General features: G+C 67.0%; 18 protein-coding genes and 1 tRNA gene. 11 read left to right on the forward strand and 8 right to left on the reverse strand.

The genetic code is table 11. The features are described from left to right. Positions 1 to 42 precede the first annotated feature (42 nt). Together CFB40_RS08380 and CFB40_RS08385 are read left to right on the forward strand one after the other, a co-directional pair. Entirely contained in the window at positions 43 to 759 is a 717-nt protein-coding gene (locus CFB40_RS08380) for a FadR/GntR family transcriptional regulator (protein WP_089425265.1), read from the forward strand. Positions 760 to 859: 100 nt separating this feature from the next. After that, on the forward strand, positions 860 to 1,846 hold the full coding sequence (locus CFB40_RS08385; protein WP_089431016.1) for a Gfo/Idh/MocA family protein: 987 nt from the start codon (positions 860 to 862) through the stop codon (positions 1,844 to 1,846). 52 nt (positions 1,847 to 1,898) lie between these two features. On the opposite strand, the gene CFB40_RS08390 is transcribed toward CFB40_RS08385, so the two are convergent. The 7 genes from CFB40_RS08390 to CFB40_RS08420 form a co-directional block, all read right to left on the reverse strand. Then, a complete protein-coding gene (locus CFB40_RS08390; RefSeq protein ID WP_006484207.1) occupies positions 1,899 to 2,591 on the reverse strand; it encodes an amino acid ABC transporter permease in 693 nt (230 codons plus the stop codon). A gap of 122 nt (positions 2,592 to 2,713) precedes the next feature. Then, a complete protein-coding gene (locus CFB40_RS08395) occupies positions 2,714 to 3,508 on the reverse strand; it encodes a cystine ABC transporter substrate-binding protein (RefSeq protein ID WP_039358847.1) in 795 nt (264 codons plus the stop codon). 100 nt (positions 3,509 to 3,608) lie between these two features. After that, the gene (locus tag CFB40_RS08400) at positions 3,609 to 4,646 is read right to left on the reverse strand and encodes a quinone-dependent dihydroorotate dehydrogenase (protein ID WP_021161559.1); all 1,038 of its coding nucleotides are present in this window, start codon (positions 4,644 to 4,646) and stop codon (positions 3,609 to 3,611) included. A gap of 98 nt (positions 4,647 to 4,744) precedes the next feature. Beyond that, positions 4,745 to 5,575 carry an arginyltransferase gene (locus tag CFB40_RS08405; RefSeq protein ID WP_089425267.1) on the reverse strand — a complete coding sequence of 277 codons (831 nt, stop codon included), beginning with the start codon at positions 5,573 to 5,575 and terminating at the stop codon, positions 4,745 to 4,747. A 33-nt stretch (positions 5,576 to 5,608) separates the two neighbouring features. After that, entirely contained in the window at positions 5,609 to 6,373 is a 765-nt protein-coding gene (gene aat / locus CFB40_RS08410) for a leucyl/phenylalanyl-tRNA--protein transferase (protein ID WP_069247864.1), read from the reverse strand. An 11-nt stretch (positions 6,374 to 6,384) separates the two neighbouring features. Then, a complete protein-coding gene (locus tag CFB40_RS08415; RefSeq protein WP_089425269.1) occupies positions 6,385 to 6,930 on the reverse strand; it encodes an NUDIX hydrolase in 546 nt (181 codons plus the stop codon). Between the two features lie 166 nt (positions 6,931 to 7,096). Then, positions 7,097 to 7,173, reverse strand: a tRNA-Met gene (locus CFB40_RS08420). Between the two features lie 197 nt (positions 7,174 to 7,370). On the opposite strand from CFB40_RS08420, the gene CFB40_RS08425 reads away from it, so the two are divergent. Genes CFB40_RS08425 through CFB40_RS08435 form a run of 3 tightly spaced genes read left to right on the forward strand, consistent with a single transcriptional unit; the run spans position 7,371 to position 9,396 of the window. After that, positions 7,371 to 7,868, forward strand: coding sequence for a heme-degrading domain-containing protein (locus CFB40_RS08425; protein WP_089425270.1), 498 nt, complete (start codon positions 7,371 to 7,373; stop codon positions 7,866 to 7,868). 3 nt (positions 7,869 to 7,871) lie between these two features. Next, on the forward strand, positions 7,872 to 8,210 hold the full coding sequence (locus CFB40_RS08430; protein WP_039358831.1) for a DMT family transporter: 339 nt from the start codon (positions 7,872 to 7,874) through the stop codon (positions 8,208 to 8,210). A gap of 31 nt (positions 8,211 to 8,241) precedes the next feature. Next, the gene (locus CFB40_RS08435; protein WP_089431017.1) at positions 8,242 to 9,396 is read left to right on the forward strand and encodes an enoyl-CoA hydratase/isomerase family protein; all 1,155 of its coding nucleotides are present in this window, start codon (positions 8,242 to 8,244) and stop codon (positions 9,394 to 9,396) included. A 118-nt stretch (positions 9,397 to 9,514) separates the two neighbouring features. Here the strand turns inward: CFB40_RS08435 and CFB40_RS08440 are convergent, their stop codons facing one another. Then, positions 9,515 to 9,943: a hypothetical protein gene (locus CFB40_RS08440; protein WP_006484223.1), complete on the reverse strand. Its 429-nt coding sequence runs from the start codon at positions 9,941 to 9,943 to the stop codon at positions 9,515 to 9,517. Between the two features lie 341 nt (positions 9,944 to 10,284). Between CFB40_RS08440 and ssuD the strand changes: the two genes are divergently transcribed. The 6 genes from ssuD (at position 10,285) to CFB40_RS08470 (ending at position 14,142) form a co-directional block, all read left to right on the forward strand. Beyond that, positions 10,285 to 11,442 (forward strand): FMNH2-dependent alkanesulfonate monooxygenase, encoded by a 1,158-nt coding sequence (ssuD, locus tag CFB40_RS08445; protein WP_089425272.1) that lies wholly within the window; start codon positions 10,285 to 10,287, stop codon positions 11,440 to 11,442. Positions 11,443 to 11,459: 17 nt separating this feature from the next. Further along, positions 11,460 to 12,272, forward strand: coding sequence for an aliphatic sulfonate ABC transporter permease SsuC (gene ssuC / locus CFB40_RS08450; protein WP_089431018.1), 813 nt, complete (start codon positions 11,460 to 11,462; stop codon positions 12,270 to 12,272). Further along, positions 12,269 to 13,228, forward strand: a complete 960-nt coding sequence (locus tag CFB40_RS08455) for an ATP-binding cassette domain-containing protein (RefSeq protein ID WP_089431019.1) — start codon at positions 12,269 to 12,271, stop codon at positions 13,226 to 13,228. Before ssuC ends, CFB40_RS08455 begins: the two co-directional genes overlap by 4 nt. Before the next feature lie 57 nt (positions 13,229 to 13,285). Further along, a complete protein-coding gene (locus tag CFB40_RS08460) occupies positions 13,286 to 13,501 on the forward strand; it encodes a TOBE domain-containing protein (protein WP_006476104.1) in 216 nt (71 codons plus the stop codon). Positions 13,502 to 13,643: 142 nt separating this feature from the next. Next, a complete protein-coding gene (locus tag CFB40_RS08465) occupies positions 13,644 to 13,841 on the forward strand; it encodes a hypothetical protein (RefSeq protein WP_089425274.1) in 198 nt (65 codons plus the stop codon). Between the two features lie 55 nt (positions 13,842 to 13,896). After that, positions 13,897 to 14,142, forward strand: coding sequence for a hypothetical protein (locus CFB40_RS08470; protein ID WP_089425275.1), 246 nt, complete (start codon positions 13,897 to 13,899; stop codon positions 14,140 to 14,142). Positions 14,143 to 14,257: the final 115 nt, after the last annotated feature.

A 14,257-nucleotide genomic window follows, 5' to 3' on the forward strand; every position in this document is an offset into this window, starting at 1 on the left:
CTGCGGAGCAGGTGTTCGCAAATCGACGCACGGGGAGGTGTCATGGAGCAGGGCAAAGACCGGTCACTGGTCGCGAAAGTGATGGATGGGCTTGTCTCGGGTATCGTCGAGGACAAGTACGGCGGCATCTTGCCGCCGCAGGACGTGCTGTCGAAAGAGTTCGATGTGAGTCGCACCGTGATGCGGGAAGCGCTATCGATGTTGCTTGCGCGCGACATGCTGGACGTGCGTCCGAAAGTCGGCACGCGCGTGCGGCCGATGCGCGACTGGCGGATGATCGACGAAGACGTGGTGAGCTGGCGATTCCGGGCGAAACCCGATCCGCAGTTCATGCGCGACGTCATCGAATTCCGGATGCTGATCGAACCGCGCGCGACCGCGCAGGCGGCGGTGCGTGCGACGGCTGCCGACATCGCGAGCATCCGCGAAGCGTTCGATGCGTTCAAGGTGCTGCAGCCGGGCGACTCCGGCTACGACACGGCGGACGAGTTGCTGCACACGCGGATCGTGCAGGCGAGCGGCAACCAGTTCTTCCAGCAGATGGCGGCGATCGTGCGCGGTGCGGTGCGTCTCGTGAATCCGCGTGTCGTGCAGAAGGAAGGTGCACACGACGTCGTCGTGAAGGCGCATGCACGTGTGGTCGATGCGATCGAGCGGCGCGACCCGCGCGAAGCCGAAGCCGCTTCGCTCGCGCTGATCGATTTCAGCGCCGACGAGATCTCGCGCGATTTCTCCGTCGACGTGCCCATGCGCGCCTGACGCTGCGCGAATCGCTCATCCGTGTGCCGCGGGCCGTTTATCATGACGGCCGGCCGGCAGCGTGCCGGCCATCGTCATACGACCGACACGGAAGATCAGGATGAACGACAACGACCATCGCACGGTGCGCTTCGGCATCATTGGCGCAGGCAGCATCGCGCGCCGTTTCGCGCAAAGCCTCGCGCACGTGCCGGGCGCCACGCTCGCCGGTGCCTGGGCCCGCCGCGCCGATGCCGCGGCAGACTTTTGCGAAGCGTACGGCGGTACGCCTGCTGCAAGCCTCGAAGCACTCCTCGCGAGCGATATCGACGCGGTCTACATCGCGACGCTCCATGACAGTCACGCGCAGTACACGCTGGCCGCGCTTGCTGCCGGCAAGGCCGTGCTGTGCGAAAAGCCCGCGACGCTGAACGCGGCGCAGCTCGACACCGTGCTGCGTGCGGCACGCGACGCCGGGCGGCTTTTCATGGAGGCGATGAAGCCGCCGTTCTTCCCGCTGTACCGTCAGTTACGTGCGCATCTGCATGACGATCCGATCGGCGAGATCCGGCTCGTGCGGGCAGGGTGCGCGTCGTCATCGGTGCCGGACGACCATGCCGTCTATCGTCTCGATCGCGCGGGCGGCGCGCTGCTCGATATCGGGATCTACGAGGCGTTTCTCGCGGTCGACTGGCTCGGTGCGGCGCGCGACGTGCAGACACTCGGCCGCGTCGGCGCAACGGGTGTCGACCTGTTCGCAAGCCTGAACAGCGTGCACGCGAACGGCGGGATCGCGCAGCTCTTTTGCGGGCTCGACGTGATGGGGCGCGGCGACGCGCTGATCGCCGCGGCCGGCGGCCACGTGACGATTCACGAGAAATGGTGGAACCCCGCGCGTGCGACGATTCGTTATGCGGACGGGCGCACCGTCGAACTCGATGCGCCGGTCGACGGCGGCGGGCTGAACTACGAGACCGCGCATTTCTGCGACCTGCTGCGCGCGGGCCAGACCGAAAGCCCGATCATGACGCACGACCATTCGCGGCAGATGATCGCGATGACCGATGCCGCGCGAGCGGCGCTTGGCGTGCGTTATTCGGGCGAGTAAGCGGGAAGGCGGGAGCCGGGCACGCGCGAGCGGCCCGGTGCACGGCGTGCGCTCAGTGCCGCGACGGCAGCGACAGGCGCTTTTCGTACCAGCGCTGCACCCATTCGAGGATCTGGCACAGGATCCAGTACACCGCCGCGGCGGCGAGATAGAGCGGCAGCGGCTGATAGGTCGCGGCGATCACTTCCTGCGCGCTGCGCAGCAGTTCGGTCACGGTGATCACGGACACGAGCGACGTGTCCTTGATCAGGCTGATCAGGCTGTTCGACAGGCTCGGCACCGCGATGCGCAGCGCCTGCGGGCCGATCACGTAGCGCAGCGTCTGCCCCCACGACAGCCCGAGGCTGTACGCGGCCAGCCATTGACCGCGTGCGATCCCGTTGATCGCGCCGCGCATGCTTTCCGACATGTAGGCCGCGACGTTCGCGGACAGCGCGATGACGCCGGCGGGCGTCGGGTCGAGCGAGATGCCGAGGCTCGGCAGCCCGTAATAGATGACGAAGATCTGCACGAGCAGCGGCGTGCCGCGCATCAGGCTCACATACGCGCGTGCGAGCCACGCGAGCGCGTTGACCCAGATGCGTTCGAAGCCGTCGAGCGCTTCGCTTTGCCGGATGCCCATCATCGCGAGCACGACGGCGCCAAGCAGGCCGAACACCATCGACAGCACGGCGAACTTGACGGTCAGAACGGCGCCTTGGGCGAGCACCGGCAGCGATTGGACGAGCAGGGACGTTGTCGACATGGAATACGAATCGAATGCGTGCGCGAAAGCGCAATCATAAACCGGACGAATAAAACAAAGGGCGGCATCGTTACGGATGCCGCCCTTTCCGGCCCGCCGTCAGGCGGGAAATGCAGGCGTGCTTACTTGATCGGCTTCGTCACGTCGATGCCGAACCACTTGTCCGAGATCTTCGTGAAGGTGCCGTCGGCCTCGAGTTGCGCCATCGCGTCGTCGATCGCCTTCTGGAACTTCGGGTTGCCCTTCTTGAACGGGATGCCCGACGGGTTCGCCGAACCGACGTTCGCGCCCGGGCGCAGCGGCAGTTGCGAGTTCTTCGTCAGGTACGCGAGCATCAGGCGGTCGTTGAGCGCCGCGTCGAGACGGCCGGCCGCGAGATCGCGCAGGTACTCGGGCGCGCCCGGGTACGTCTTCACGTCGATGCCCGGCACCGACTTCGCCATGTCCATGTAGTTCGTGCCGAGCGCGACGCCGAGCTTCTTGCCCTTCAGGTCTTCCAGCGACTTGAAGTCACGCGTGTCGTCCTTGCGCTGGATCAGCTGCGCGGACGAGTACGTGTACGCCGGCGAGAAGTCGAGCGTTTCCTTGCGCTTGTCGGTGATGCCGACCTGATTGGCGATCACGTCGAACTTGCCGGCCTGCAGGCCCGCGATGATGCCGCTCCATTCGGTCGTCACGAATTCGGCCTTCACGCCGAGCTTCGCGGCCACGGCCTTCGCGATGTCGACGTCGAAGCCGACGAGTTCGCCTTGCGGGTTCTTCGAGTTGAACGGCGGGAACGTGCCTTCGAGGCCGACCCGCAGCGTGCCGCGTTGTTTCACCTGGTCGAGAAGGTCGGCCGCATGCGCGGTGGCAGCGGCGAACGACGTGCCGATCAGGCCGGCAACCAGCAGCTTCTTCAGCAGCGCAATTTTCATCGTGTGTTTCCTTGCCCTGTCCGGGTCATTGATTCTGATATCGAGGCCAATGATAGCAAAAATGCAATCGACCTCTAAATATCGTTTGTTTATGGCTATATTACGCGGTGCGTTCGCGGGCGACGGCCTTCACGCATTCCGCGACGAGCGCGGGACCGCGGTAGATGAACCCCGTGTAGAGCTGCACCAGCGCCGCGCCGGCCGCGAGCTTCGCCCGGGCATCCTCGCCCGAGAAAATGCCGCCGACGCCGATGATCGGCACTTCGCTGCCGACTTCGGCGTGCAGCTTGCGGATCACTTCGTTCGACGCGTCGAACACGGGGCGGCCGGACAGGCCGCCGGCTTCGTCCGCATGCGGCAGGCCCTGGACAGCCGCGCGCGACAGCGTCGTGTTGGTGGCGATGACCGCCTCGATCTTGTGGCGCAGCAGCGTGTCGCCGATTTCCTTGACCTGTTCGTCGTCGAGATCGGGCGCGATCTTCAGCGCGAGCGGCACGAGCTTGCCGTGCAGGTCGGCGAGGCGCTGCTGCTTGTCCTTCAGCGCCGCGAGCAGTGCGTCGAGCTCGCCCGCACCCTGCAGCTGGCGCAGGTTCTTGGTGTTCGGCGACGAGATGTTGATCGTCACGTAGCTCGCGAACGGGTACACGCGCTCGAGGCAGTACAGGTAGTCCTCGGCGGCGCGCTCGATCGGCGTATCGGCGTTCTTGCCGATGTTCAGGCCGAGGATGCCGCGATAGCGGGCAGCCTGGACGTTCTTCACGAACTGGTCGACGCCGTGGTTGTTGAAGCCCATCCGGTTGATCAGTGCTTCGGCCTGCGGCAGGCGGAACATCCGCGGGCGCGGGTTGCCGGGCTGCGGGCGCGGCGTGACCGTCCCGACCTCGATGAAGCCGAAGCCGAGCGCCGCGAGGCCGTCGATGGCCGCGCCATCCTTGTCGAGGCCGGCCGCGAGGCCGACCGGGTTGCGGAACGTGAGCCCCATCACGGTGCGCGGCGCGTCGGGCACGCGCGCCGACAGCGCACAGGCAAGGCCCGTGCGGCCGGCCGCGCCGAGCGCGCGCAGCGTGAGGTGGTGAGCGTCTTCCGCATCCATCTTGAACAGGGATGCGCGGGCCAGCGGATAGAGGGAACTGAACACGGGAATTGGGCGGACAGCCGGAATGAATGACAACCCGCTATTTTACCGGGAGTTGGGCGGCAGGGGCGCGCTTCGCTTCGTCACCCCCGCGGCGCGCGTCAGCCCGAGCCGGAATGCCCGCCCGGCAACGGCGCACGGGCCAGCGCCGCATCGACGGGCGGCAGGTCGATCCGTTCCGGATCGAGTATCTTCCAGCGGCCGTCGATCAGCCCTTCGAGCGGGTGGAAGTTCGCCTTGTAGGCCATCTTCGGACTCTCGCGGATCCAGTAACCGAGGTACACGTAGGGCAGGCCGAGGCTCTTCGCCTGCTCGATCTGCCACAGGATGTTGTAGGTGCCGTAGCTCGTGTGCCGGTCGTCGGGCTCGAAGAACGTGTAGACGGACGACAGCCCGTCGCCGAGGATGTCGATCATGCTGACCATGCGCAGCTTCCCGGGCTCGCCGCCCGGGGCGTCGAGGTCGCGGAATTCGACGAGGCGCGAGTTGATCCGGCTCTGCAGCAGGAATTGCTCGTACTGGTCGCGGCTGTCGCGATCCATGCCGCCGCCCGCGTGGCGCGCGGACTGGTAGCGCATGTAGAGCGCGTAGTGCTCTTCGTCGTAGTGCAGCGGCGAAACCGTCGCGACCAGCGTGCGATGCCGCTTCCACATCCGGCGCTGCGTACGCGACGGCGCGAACGCGGCGACGGGGACGCGCACCGGCACGCAGGCACGGCAGCCGTCGCAGTACGGACGATACGTGAAGACGCCCGAGCGCCGGAAGCCGGCTTTCACGAGCTCGGTGTAGATGTCGGAGTTGATCAGGTGGCTCGGCGTCGCGACTTGCGAGCGCGCGACGCGGCCGTCCAGATAGCTGCACGGATAGGGCGCCGTTGCATAGAATTGCAGCGCCGAAAGCGGTGAAAGCGGCAGCTCAGTCGGGTGAGTCATGGGCAGCTCTCGTTGCAGGGAGGGAGTGCCGCGCTAGCGCTCGATCCCGGAGGGGGCCGCCGTTTCGGCGCGGCCCGTCAGCGCGGCGAGCACGCGCTTGTCGAACTGCCACGGAATCGGCGGTTCGGCTACCGCGCTGCGCACGTGAGCGACAAAGGCCTTGCGTGCGATCTCGCGGCCGCCGAGCGACGCTAGATGCGACGTATTCTGCTGGCAGTCTATCATTTCCAGCCCCTGCTCGCGAAGGTGCGCGACGAGCGCGGCCAGCGCGATTTTCGACGCATCGGTCGCGTCCGCGTACATCGATTCGCCGAAAAACATCCGCCCGAACGATACGCCGTACAGGCCGCCGACGCGCCGCCCGTCGTGCCACGTCTCGATGCTGTGCGCGTTGCCGGAGCGGTAGAGCGACGTGTACGCATCGATGATCTCGGCCGTGATCCACGTGCCGCGCTGCCCGCGGCGCGGCGCCTGCGCGCACGCGCGCATCACGCCCGGAAAGTCGTGGTCGACGCGCACTTCCCATTCGGGCTCGCGCAGCACGCGCTTCAGCGTCTTGCGCAGCGAAGGCGACACCTTGAATTCGGCCGGCACGAGGATCATGCGCGGGTCGGGGCTCCACCACAGCACGGGCTGGCCGTCCGAATACCACGGGAAGATGCCGCGCAGGTACGCGTCGATGAGGCGCGAGGGCAGCAGGTCGGCGCTCGCGGCGAGCAGCCCGGGCGCGCCGGTCGCGGGACCGAGCGCGCGTTCGATGGGCGGAAACGGATCGTCCGGGCCGAGCCAGGGGACCATGGGGCGGGGGCTCAGCCGTTGCGCAGCGAGCGGAAGATATCGCCGGTGTGCACGCCGTAGTCGCCCGCGGCGCGATCGGCGAAGAAGAATCGCAGGGTCTGGCTGACGGTCGGGAACGCGATTTCGTCCCACGGGATGTCGGCTTCGTCGAACAGCTTCACTTCGAGGCTTTCCTCGCCGGCCTCGAACGCCGGATCGGTGAGCCGCGCGAGGTAGAACAGGTGAACCTGGTGCACGTGCGGCACGTTGAGCAGCGTGAACAGGTTCTGCACCTCGACGCGCGCGCCGGCTTCCTCGAGCGTTTCGCGCGCGGCGGCTTCGGCCGTCGTCTCGCCCATTTCCATGAAGCCCGCGGGCAGCGTCCAGAACCCGTAGCGCGGTTCGATCGCGCGGCGGCACAGCAGGATCTGATCGCCCCAGACCGGAACCGTGCCGACGACGTTGCGCGGATTCTGGTAGTGGATCGTGCCGCAGTGATCGCAGATGAAGCGCTCGCGGTTGTCGCCCGGAGGAATGCGCGCGATGACTTCGTGACCGCAGACGGAGCAGAATTTCATGTCGAGTGGAAGGGACGAGGTGATGCGAGTGTATCACCGGGGCGCGGCATTCTTGAACGCCTGCGCGTGCAGGCCGCGTGTCGCGCGAAGCGGGACGGGGCGTGCGGCGGGAAAACAAAAAGCCCGGCGCGGAGCCGGGCTTTTTGCGTAAGTAATTCTGGTCGGTTGGTTGCGGGGGTAGGATTTGAACCTACGACCTTCGGGTTATGAGCCCGACGAGCTGCCAGACTGCTCCACCCCGCGTCCGTCGAAAAAATGAATTATAAGGAGTAACCCGAATGCGTGCAAGCGGTTTCTGACAATTTCTTGTCGCTGCTTGTGGGGCCGGTACGGCGGGTGCGTGCGCTAGAATCGAGCGGTTTGTTTCGCTTCTTCGACAGCGGGGCCGTGCGCGATCGCTTCGGCGCTGTTGCGACTCTCATTACTGTACCGACGGATTCATGGACATCGCTCACGATCTGCAATCGATCGGCGCGCAGGAACAGGCGCTCGTATTTCCCCATTTCGACCCGGCCCGCGCATGGGCGCTCGGCAGCCGGATGCACGCGCTCGCGACGTCGCGCGGCCATGCGATCGCGATCGACATCGTTACGTTCGGCCAGCCGCTGTTCTACGCGGCGCTGGCTGGCGCCACGCCCGACAATGCCGACTGGGTACGCCGCAAGCGCAACGTCGTCGCCCATTTCCGCCGCAGCTCGTACGCGATCGGCCTGCGCATGCAGCAGGCCGGTGCGACGCTCGCCGACAAGCATGGGCTGCCGATCGCCGAATATTCGCCGCACGGCGGCTCGTTCCCGCTGACCGTCGCCGGTGCCGGCGTGATCGGCTCGATCACCGCGTCGGGGCTGCCGCAGCGCGCGGACCACGAATTCGTCGTCGAGGCGCTGTGTGCCGAGCTCGGCCACGACTACGCCGTGCTGGCCCTCGCAAGGAGCTGAGCGATGCAGCTTCCCGGTTACGCATGGCTCGCGATCGCGATCGTCGCGGAAGTGATCGGCACGTCGGCGCTGCGCGCGGCGGACGGCTTCACGCGCCTCTGGCCGTCGTTGCTGGTCGTGGCCGGTTATGGCATCGCGTTCTACTGCCTGTCGATCACGTTGCGCACGATGCCCGTCGGCATCATCTATGCCGTCTGGTCGGGCGCGGGCATCGTGCTGATCACGCTCGTTGCGATGCTGCTCTATCGCCAGGTGCCGGACTTGCCGGCCGTGATCGGCCTCGGCCTGATCATCGCCGGCGTCGTGGTGCTGAACCTGTTCTCGAAGATGCAGGCGCACTGAGCGTGCGACTGCCATTTGCCGGATGACTCTCATGACCGATTCCACTTCCGCTGCCGTTTCCGCCGAATCCACTCAGCCCGACGTGCGCGCGACTGTCGCGAACCGCATCGGCTTTCTCGAACTGAACCGGCCGAAGGCGCTGAACGCGCTGTCGGTCGGCATGATCCGGCTGATGCAGCAGGCGCTCGACGCGTGGCGCGACGATCCGGAAGTCGTCGCGGTCGTCGTGCACAGCCCGCATCCGCGCGCGTTCTGCGCGGGCGGCGACGTGCGCTTCTTCCACGATGCGTGGCAGCGCGGCGACCGCGATGCGGTCGACACGTTCTTCATCGAGGAATACACGCTGAACCACACGATCTTCACCTACCCGAAGCCTTATATCGCGCTGATGCACGGCGTCGTGATGGGCGGCGGCATGGGGATTTCGCAGGCGGCGCGGCATACGGGCGGCCTGCGGGTCGTGACCGACTCGACGAAGATGGCGATGCCTGAAACCCGTATCGGCCTGTTCCCGGACGTCGGGATGAGCTGGTTCCTCGCACGCACGCCCGGCGCGCTCGGCCGCTATCTCGCCGTGACCGGCGCGACGCTCGACGCGGCCGGCGCGCTGTACGCGCAGCTCGCCGACGTCTATCTGCCCGATGCCGCACTGCCGGCGCTGCTCGATACGCTGCGCAGTGCGCGCATCGACAGCGGCGAGCAGGCGGTCGCGTGCGTGGCCGACGCGGCGGCCGCACACAAGGTCGTGCCGACGCCCGACACGTCGGCGCTGGCCGACGCGCGCGCCGGAATCGACCGGCATTTCGCGCAGCCGGACATCGGCGCGATCCTCGCGTCGCTCGACACCGAGCAGGATTGCGCGGCCGTCGACGGCTGGGTCGAGAAGGCGACCCACGCGATGCGCGAACAGTTGTCGCCGCTGTCGATGGCCGTATCGCTGGAAGTCGTCGAACGTGCACGCGGGGCAACGATGGCCGATTGCCTGCGGCGCGATCTCGATCTCACGCGCTCGACGTTCGCGCGCGGCGACGTGATCGAAGGCGTGCGCGCGCTGATCGTCGACAAGGACCACCAGCCGGCCTGGCGCTTCAAGTCGTCCGCCGATATCGACCGCGCGGACGTGCTCGCGATGTTCGACAGCCCGTGGACGCCGGACACGCATCCGCTGCGGAAACTGCAGGACTGACGTCGGTCGGACTGACCGAAGCGCGCGCTGGAAACGACAAGGCCGCCTGCACGAGCAGGCGGCCTTTTGCATGGGTGTCGACCGGCGGGCGGCGAAGGGTGCAGCGCTTGCCGCCGCGTTATTCGTCGCCTGCGTCGTCCGACATGAACGCGCGCATGAACACGAGGGCGCCGAAGCCCCATACCGCGTTCGCCGCGAAGCCGGCCGCGAGCACGGGCATCATGTTGCCCGACGGCCAGATGCCGCGCAGCGGATCGATCGCGAACACGCGGGCGGCCGTCAGCACGATGCCGCCGAACACCAGCGCGCCGATCCACGAGGCCTCGCGCTCCGGCGAGACGCGCAGCAGCCACGCCATCGGGATCGCGCAGCACGCGCTGATCAGCGCATTCGCGACAAATTCAGGAATGCCGAGCGGCGCGAACGGCTGCGTGGAGAAGCCGGTTGCGGCGATCAGGTCGGCCGTATGAAGGAGGGCGAGCGTGGCTTCGCGGAAGAACAGGGCGGCCAGGAAGCCGGACAGGAATGGCAGGATGACTTTCTGCATCGATGAGTGCACCGCAGGCGCGCACGGCCGGGGCCGTCCGCGCGGAGTTATTCGGATAGGTGCGCCATTATAGGGCCCGCCCGCCGCGATATTCGCTCCAGCGTCGTGCTAATCACGAAAGCGGAAAACCTAAGCTCAAAAAAATCGTTCCAAAGCCCTGCACCGATCCCTAGACTGATTTCCCAGAAACAGCCGTGCAATCGCGTCCTCGCCCGCTGCACGGCCTGACCGGCGAGCCATCCCGATTCGAACGCACACCATGCATGCGCTGCGCATCCGCGACGCGAGCAGGGCGGTGTCTTTTTCAAATTCCGGCAAGGACAGTCAAGCAGGAGCAGCAGATGAATGTGTTCTGGTTTATCCCCACGCACGGCGACAGCCGCTACCTCGGTACGGCCGAAGGTGCGCGCGCCGCGGATTACGATTACTTCAAGCAGGTCGCGGTGGCGGCCGATACGCTCGGCTACGAGGGCGTGCTGCTGCCAACCGGCCGTTCCTGCGAGGATGCGTGGGTCGTTGCGTCGAGCCTCATCCCGGCGACGCAGCGCCTGAAATTCCTGGTCGCGATCCGTCCCGGCATCGCATCGCCGGGGCTGTCGGCGCGGATGGCCGCGACCTTCGACCGCCTGTCGGGCGGCCGCCTGCTGATCAACGTCGTGACGGGCGGCGATGCCGCCGAGCTCGAAGGCGACGGCCTGTTCGCGGATCACGACACGCGCTATGAAATCACCGACGACTTCCTGAACATCTGGCGCGGGCTGCTGTCCGCGTCGCACGACAACGGCGGGTTCGACTACATCGGCAAGCATCTGCAGTCGAAGGGCGGCAAGGCACTGTATCCGCCCGTGCAGCGTCCGCATCCGCCGCTGTGGTTCGGCGGCTCGTCGCCGGCTGCGCACGAGATCGCGGCCGATCACATCGACACCTACCTGACCTGGGGCGAGCCGCCCGAGGCCGTCGCGAAGAAGATCGCCGATATTCGCGCCCGCGCCGAGGCGCGCGGCCGCAAGATCAAGTTCGGCATTCGTCTGCACGTGATCGTGCGCGAGACCGAGGACGAAGCATGGCGCGACGCCGAGCGCCTGATCAGCCGCCTCGACGACGAAACCATCGCACGCGCGCAGAAGGCGTTCGCGAACATGGATTCGGAAGGCCAGCGCCGGATGGCCGCGCTGCACGGCGGCAAGCGCGGCGGCCGCGAGGCGCTCGAGGTGTACCCGAACCTGTGGGCCGGTGTCGGCCTCGTGCGCGGCGGCGCGGGCACCGCACTCGTCGGCAACCCGGAGCAGGTCGCCGAGCGCATGCGCGAATACGCGGATCTCGGCATCGAGACCTTCATCCTGTCCGGCTATCCGCACCTGGAGGAGTCGTACCGTTTCGCGGAACTCGTATTCCCGCTGATCAAGGGCAACGGCGCGGCGAAGGCGACCGGCCCGCTGTCGGGCCCGTTCGGCGAAATCGTCGGCAACAGCTATCTGCCGAAAGCGGCCCAGAGCTGAGCGACAGGAGGCCTGCGATGACAACGAAAACGTCGACGACGGGCGCGGCCCTGGCCGCCCGCGCATGGCGCGGCGTCGCGCCGTGGCTCGTGCCGCTCGCGCTGCTGGCGGCCTGGGAAGTCGGCGCGCGCATCGGCTGGCTGTCGACCCGCGTGCTGCCCGAACCCGTGGCGGTCGTGCGAGCGGCCTGGTCGCTCGTGACGTCGGGTGAAATGTGGGCGAACGTGAAGGTCAGCACGTGGCGCGCGCTGTTCGGTTTCGCGATCGGCGGCGGCGTCGGCCTCGTGCTGGGGCTCGCGACCGGCTTGTCGAAGGCGGCCGAGGTCGCGCTCGATTCGACGATCCAGATGATCCGCAACATCCCGGCGCTCGCGATGATTCCGCTCGTGATCCTGTGGTTCGGCATCGACGAGAAGGCGAAGCTGTTCCTCGTTGCGCTCGGGGTGTTCTTCCCGGTCTATATCAACACGTATCACGGGATCCGCTCGGTCGACGCGAACCTGATCGAGATGGCGAAGAGCTACGGCGTGCGCGGCTTTGCGCTGTACCGCGACGTGATTTTGCCCGGTGCGTTGCCGTCGATTCTCGTCGGCGTGCGCTTTGCGCTCGGGCTGATGTGGGTGATGCTGATCGTCGCGGAAACGATCTCCGCGCAGTCGGGCATCGGCTACATGACGATGAACGCGCGTGAATTCCTGCAAACCGACGTGGTGGTGGTCGGCATCCTGCTATACGCGGTGCTCGGCAAGCTGGCCGACGTGCTGGCGAAATGGCTCGAGCGCGTGACGCTGCGCTGGCACCCCGCTTATCAATCAGGAGCAAAGGCATGAATGCGACGACTTCGGCGGCCGCCTACGGCCCGCTTGCCGGCGCAGACCTCGAGGCCGAGCTGGCGCAGGCGCGTGTCGCGGACGGTGACGCGCGGGACGCAGCGGTTCTCGAACGTGACGCCAGTGCATCCGTCGTTCCGCTCGCGCGGCGACGGCCAGGAAGCCCGGCAACCGACGATGCCGTGACGCTGTCGGGTGTCAGCAAGCGCTTCGGGGCACGCACGGTGCTCGACAACGTCGAGCTCGGCATCGCGCGCGGCAGTTTCGTCGCGATCGTCGGCCGCAGCGGTTGCGGGAAATCGACGCTGCTGCGTCTCGTCGCGGGACTCGAGCAGCCGAGCAGCGGCACGCTCGAAACGCGCGGCGAGGGCGGCGGCGAACTCGATACGCGGATCATGTACCAGGACGCGCGCCTGCTGCCGTGGAAGACCGTGCTGCAGAACGTGATGCTGGGCCTCGGGCGCGGCGCGCGCGACCAGGCACGCGCGGTGCTCGATGAAGTCGGCCTGCTGGAACGCGCGAACGACTGGCCCGCGCAACTGTCGGGCGGCCAGCGGCAGCGTGTCGCGCTGGCCCGTGCGCTCGTGCACCGGCCCCAACTGCTGTTGCTCGACGAGCCGCTCGGCGCGCTCGACGCACTGACCCGCATCGAGATGCACGCGCTGATCGAGCGGTTGTGGCGCGAGCATCGATTTACCGCGCTCCTCGTTACGCACGACGTGCAGGAGGCCGTCGCGCTTGGCGACCGCATCCTGCTCATCGAGCAGGGGCGGGTGGCGCTGGATCAGCCGGTGCCGCTCGACCGGCCGCGCGCCCGCGCGTCGGCCGCGTTTGCGGCGCTCGAGGATCGCGTGCTGAAACGCGTGCTCGCCGGCGGGCCCGGTGCGGCCGACCACGACGCACCGCATGAGGCAGACAACGTTCGACCGGTCGGGCAGATCCGCTGGGCCGTTTAAATCCGGGCGGCAGCGGCCGCCCGTTCTGAGATCTTTTTCTTCGGAGCGATCAACCTGATGAGCATCACTGCAATCAACGTACGTAACCAGTTCAAGGGCAAGGTCAAGGAGATCATTCGCGGATCGGTGGTCTCCGAGGTCGACGTCGAGACGCCGTTCGGCATCGTCACGTCGGTGATCACGACCCGTTCGGTTGACGAACTCGAACTGAAGGTGGGCGCGGAAGTCGTCGCGCTCGTGAAATCGACCGAAGTCTCGATCGCGCGCCTCTGAGCCCGCGTGTGCTGCAACGGCGCGGCGCCGCGGGCAACCTGCCCGTTGGCGCCGCCCGGCATTGGCGCAGCGCGTTTGCCTTGGTATTCGACGTCCGGACGAAGTGCTAGGATGGAGCGACACCGATGCCGGAGGCCAACGCATGACCCCCATCCTTTCCCCCGAAGCCATCGAGGCGCTGAAATGGATCGACCAGTTCGGTGAAAGCCGGCCGGTTCCCGCCGTGTTCGACGACGTCGTCTACGCGTTGCTGAACGAGGGGCTGATCTACCAGGCGGCGGCCGACCGGGTCGACCTGACGGCCGATGGCAAGTCCTTTTTATCCGACGAATACGATTGAGCGCACGGCGCCGGCCGCCCGGGCGGCCTGGCGCTGCGTCGCCACGGAGCGTGCGATGGAACCGAGAGGCAGCGACCTCGGCGATTTCAGCGAGCCGTATCGCGGCTTCGAGATCGAGGTGAAGACCGAGCAGGTCTGGGACGGCGAGCATGCGCATTACCGCGTGCTGCAGGGCGACGCGGTGCGGATCGACTGGCGGCTCGTCAAGGTCGACGGGATGCTGCTGACCGAACGGCGCGTGATCGAGCGCGTGCTCGACGAGGCCCGGCGGGCGGTCGATGCGGAGCTGGGTGAGGGGTAGCACGCGTGCCGGGCAGGCATGGCCCGTGTTGCGGTAAAATACCCGGTTGTTTCCGCGCCGCTGGCCTGTTGCCCGAAATCCATGTCCGTACCGTCTTCACTTCCTCCCCGCCGCG

Origin of the sequence: Burkholderia sp. AU31652 (genome assembly GCF_002223155.1) — a bacterium.
GTDB lineage: Bacteria > Pseudomonadota > Gammaproteobacteria > Burkholderiales > Burkholderiaceae > Burkholderia.

Coding starts and splice junctions, on each gene's coding strand:
- CFB40_RS08380 (WP_089425265.1), top strand. CDS start 43: ATGGAGCAGGGCAAAGACCGGTCACTGGTCGCGAAAGTGATGGATGGG.
- CFB40_RS08385 (WP_089431016.1), top strand. CDS start 860: ATGAACGACAACGACCATCGCACGGTGCGCTTCGGCATCATTGGCGCA.
- CFB40_RS08390 (WP_006484207.1), bottom strand. CDS start 2,591: ATGTCGACAACGTCCCTGCTCGTCCAATCGCTGCCGGTGCTCGCCCAA.
- CFB40_RS08395 (WP_039358847.1), bottom strand. CDS start 3,508: ATGAAAATTGCGCTGCTGAAGAAGCTGCTGGTTGCCGGCCTGATCGGC.
- CFB40_RS08405 (WP_089425267.1), bottom strand. CDS start 5,575: ATGACTCACCCGACTGAGCTGCCGCTTTCACCGCTTTCGGCGCTGCAA.
- aat (WP_069247864.1), bottom strand. CDS start 6,373: ATGGTCCCCTGGCTCGGCCCGGACGATCCGTTTCCGCCCATCGAACGC.
- CFB40_RS08415 (WP_089425269.1), bottom strand. CDS start 6,930: ATGAAATTCTGCTCCGTCTGCGGTCACGAAGTCATCGCGCGCATTCCT.
- CFB40_RS08425 (WP_089425270.1), top strand. CDS start 7,371: ATGGACATCGCTCACGATCTGCAATCGATCGGCGCGCAGGAACAGGCG.
- CFB40_RS08430 (WP_039358831.1), top strand. CDS start 7,872: ATGCAGCTTCCCGGTTACGCATGGCTCGCGATCGCGATCGTCGCGGAA.
- CFB40_RS08435 (WP_089431017.1), top strand. CDS start 8,242: ATGACCGATTCCACTTCCGCTGCCGTTTCCGCCGAATCCACTCAGCCC.
- CFB40_RS08440 (WP_006484223.1), bottom strand. CDS start 9,943: ATGCAGAAAGTCATCCTGCCATTCCTGTCCGGCTTCCTGGCCGCCCTG.
- ssuD (WP_089425272.1), top strand. CDS start 10,285: ATGAATGTGTTCTGGTTTATCCCCACGCACGGCGACAGCCGCTACCTC.
- ssuC (WP_089431018.1), top strand. CDS start 11,460: ATGACAACGAAAACGTCGACGACGGGCGCGGCCCTGGCCGCCCGCGCA.
- CFB40_RS08455 (WP_089431019.1), top strand. CDS start 12,269: ATGAATGCGACGACTTCGGCGGCCGCCTACGGCCCGCTTGCCGGCGCA.
- CFB40_RS08460 (WP_006476104.1), top strand. CDS start 13,286: ATGAGCATCACTGCAATCAACGTACGTAACCAGTTCAAGGGCAAGGTC.
- CFB40_RS08465 (WP_089425274.1), top strand. CDS start 13,644: ATGACCCCCATCCTTTCCCCCGAAGCCATCGAGGCGCTGAAATGGATC.
- CFB40_RS08470 (WP_089425275.1), top strand. CDS start 13,897: ATGGAACCGAGAGGCAGCGACCTCGGCGATTTCAGCGAGCCGTATCGC.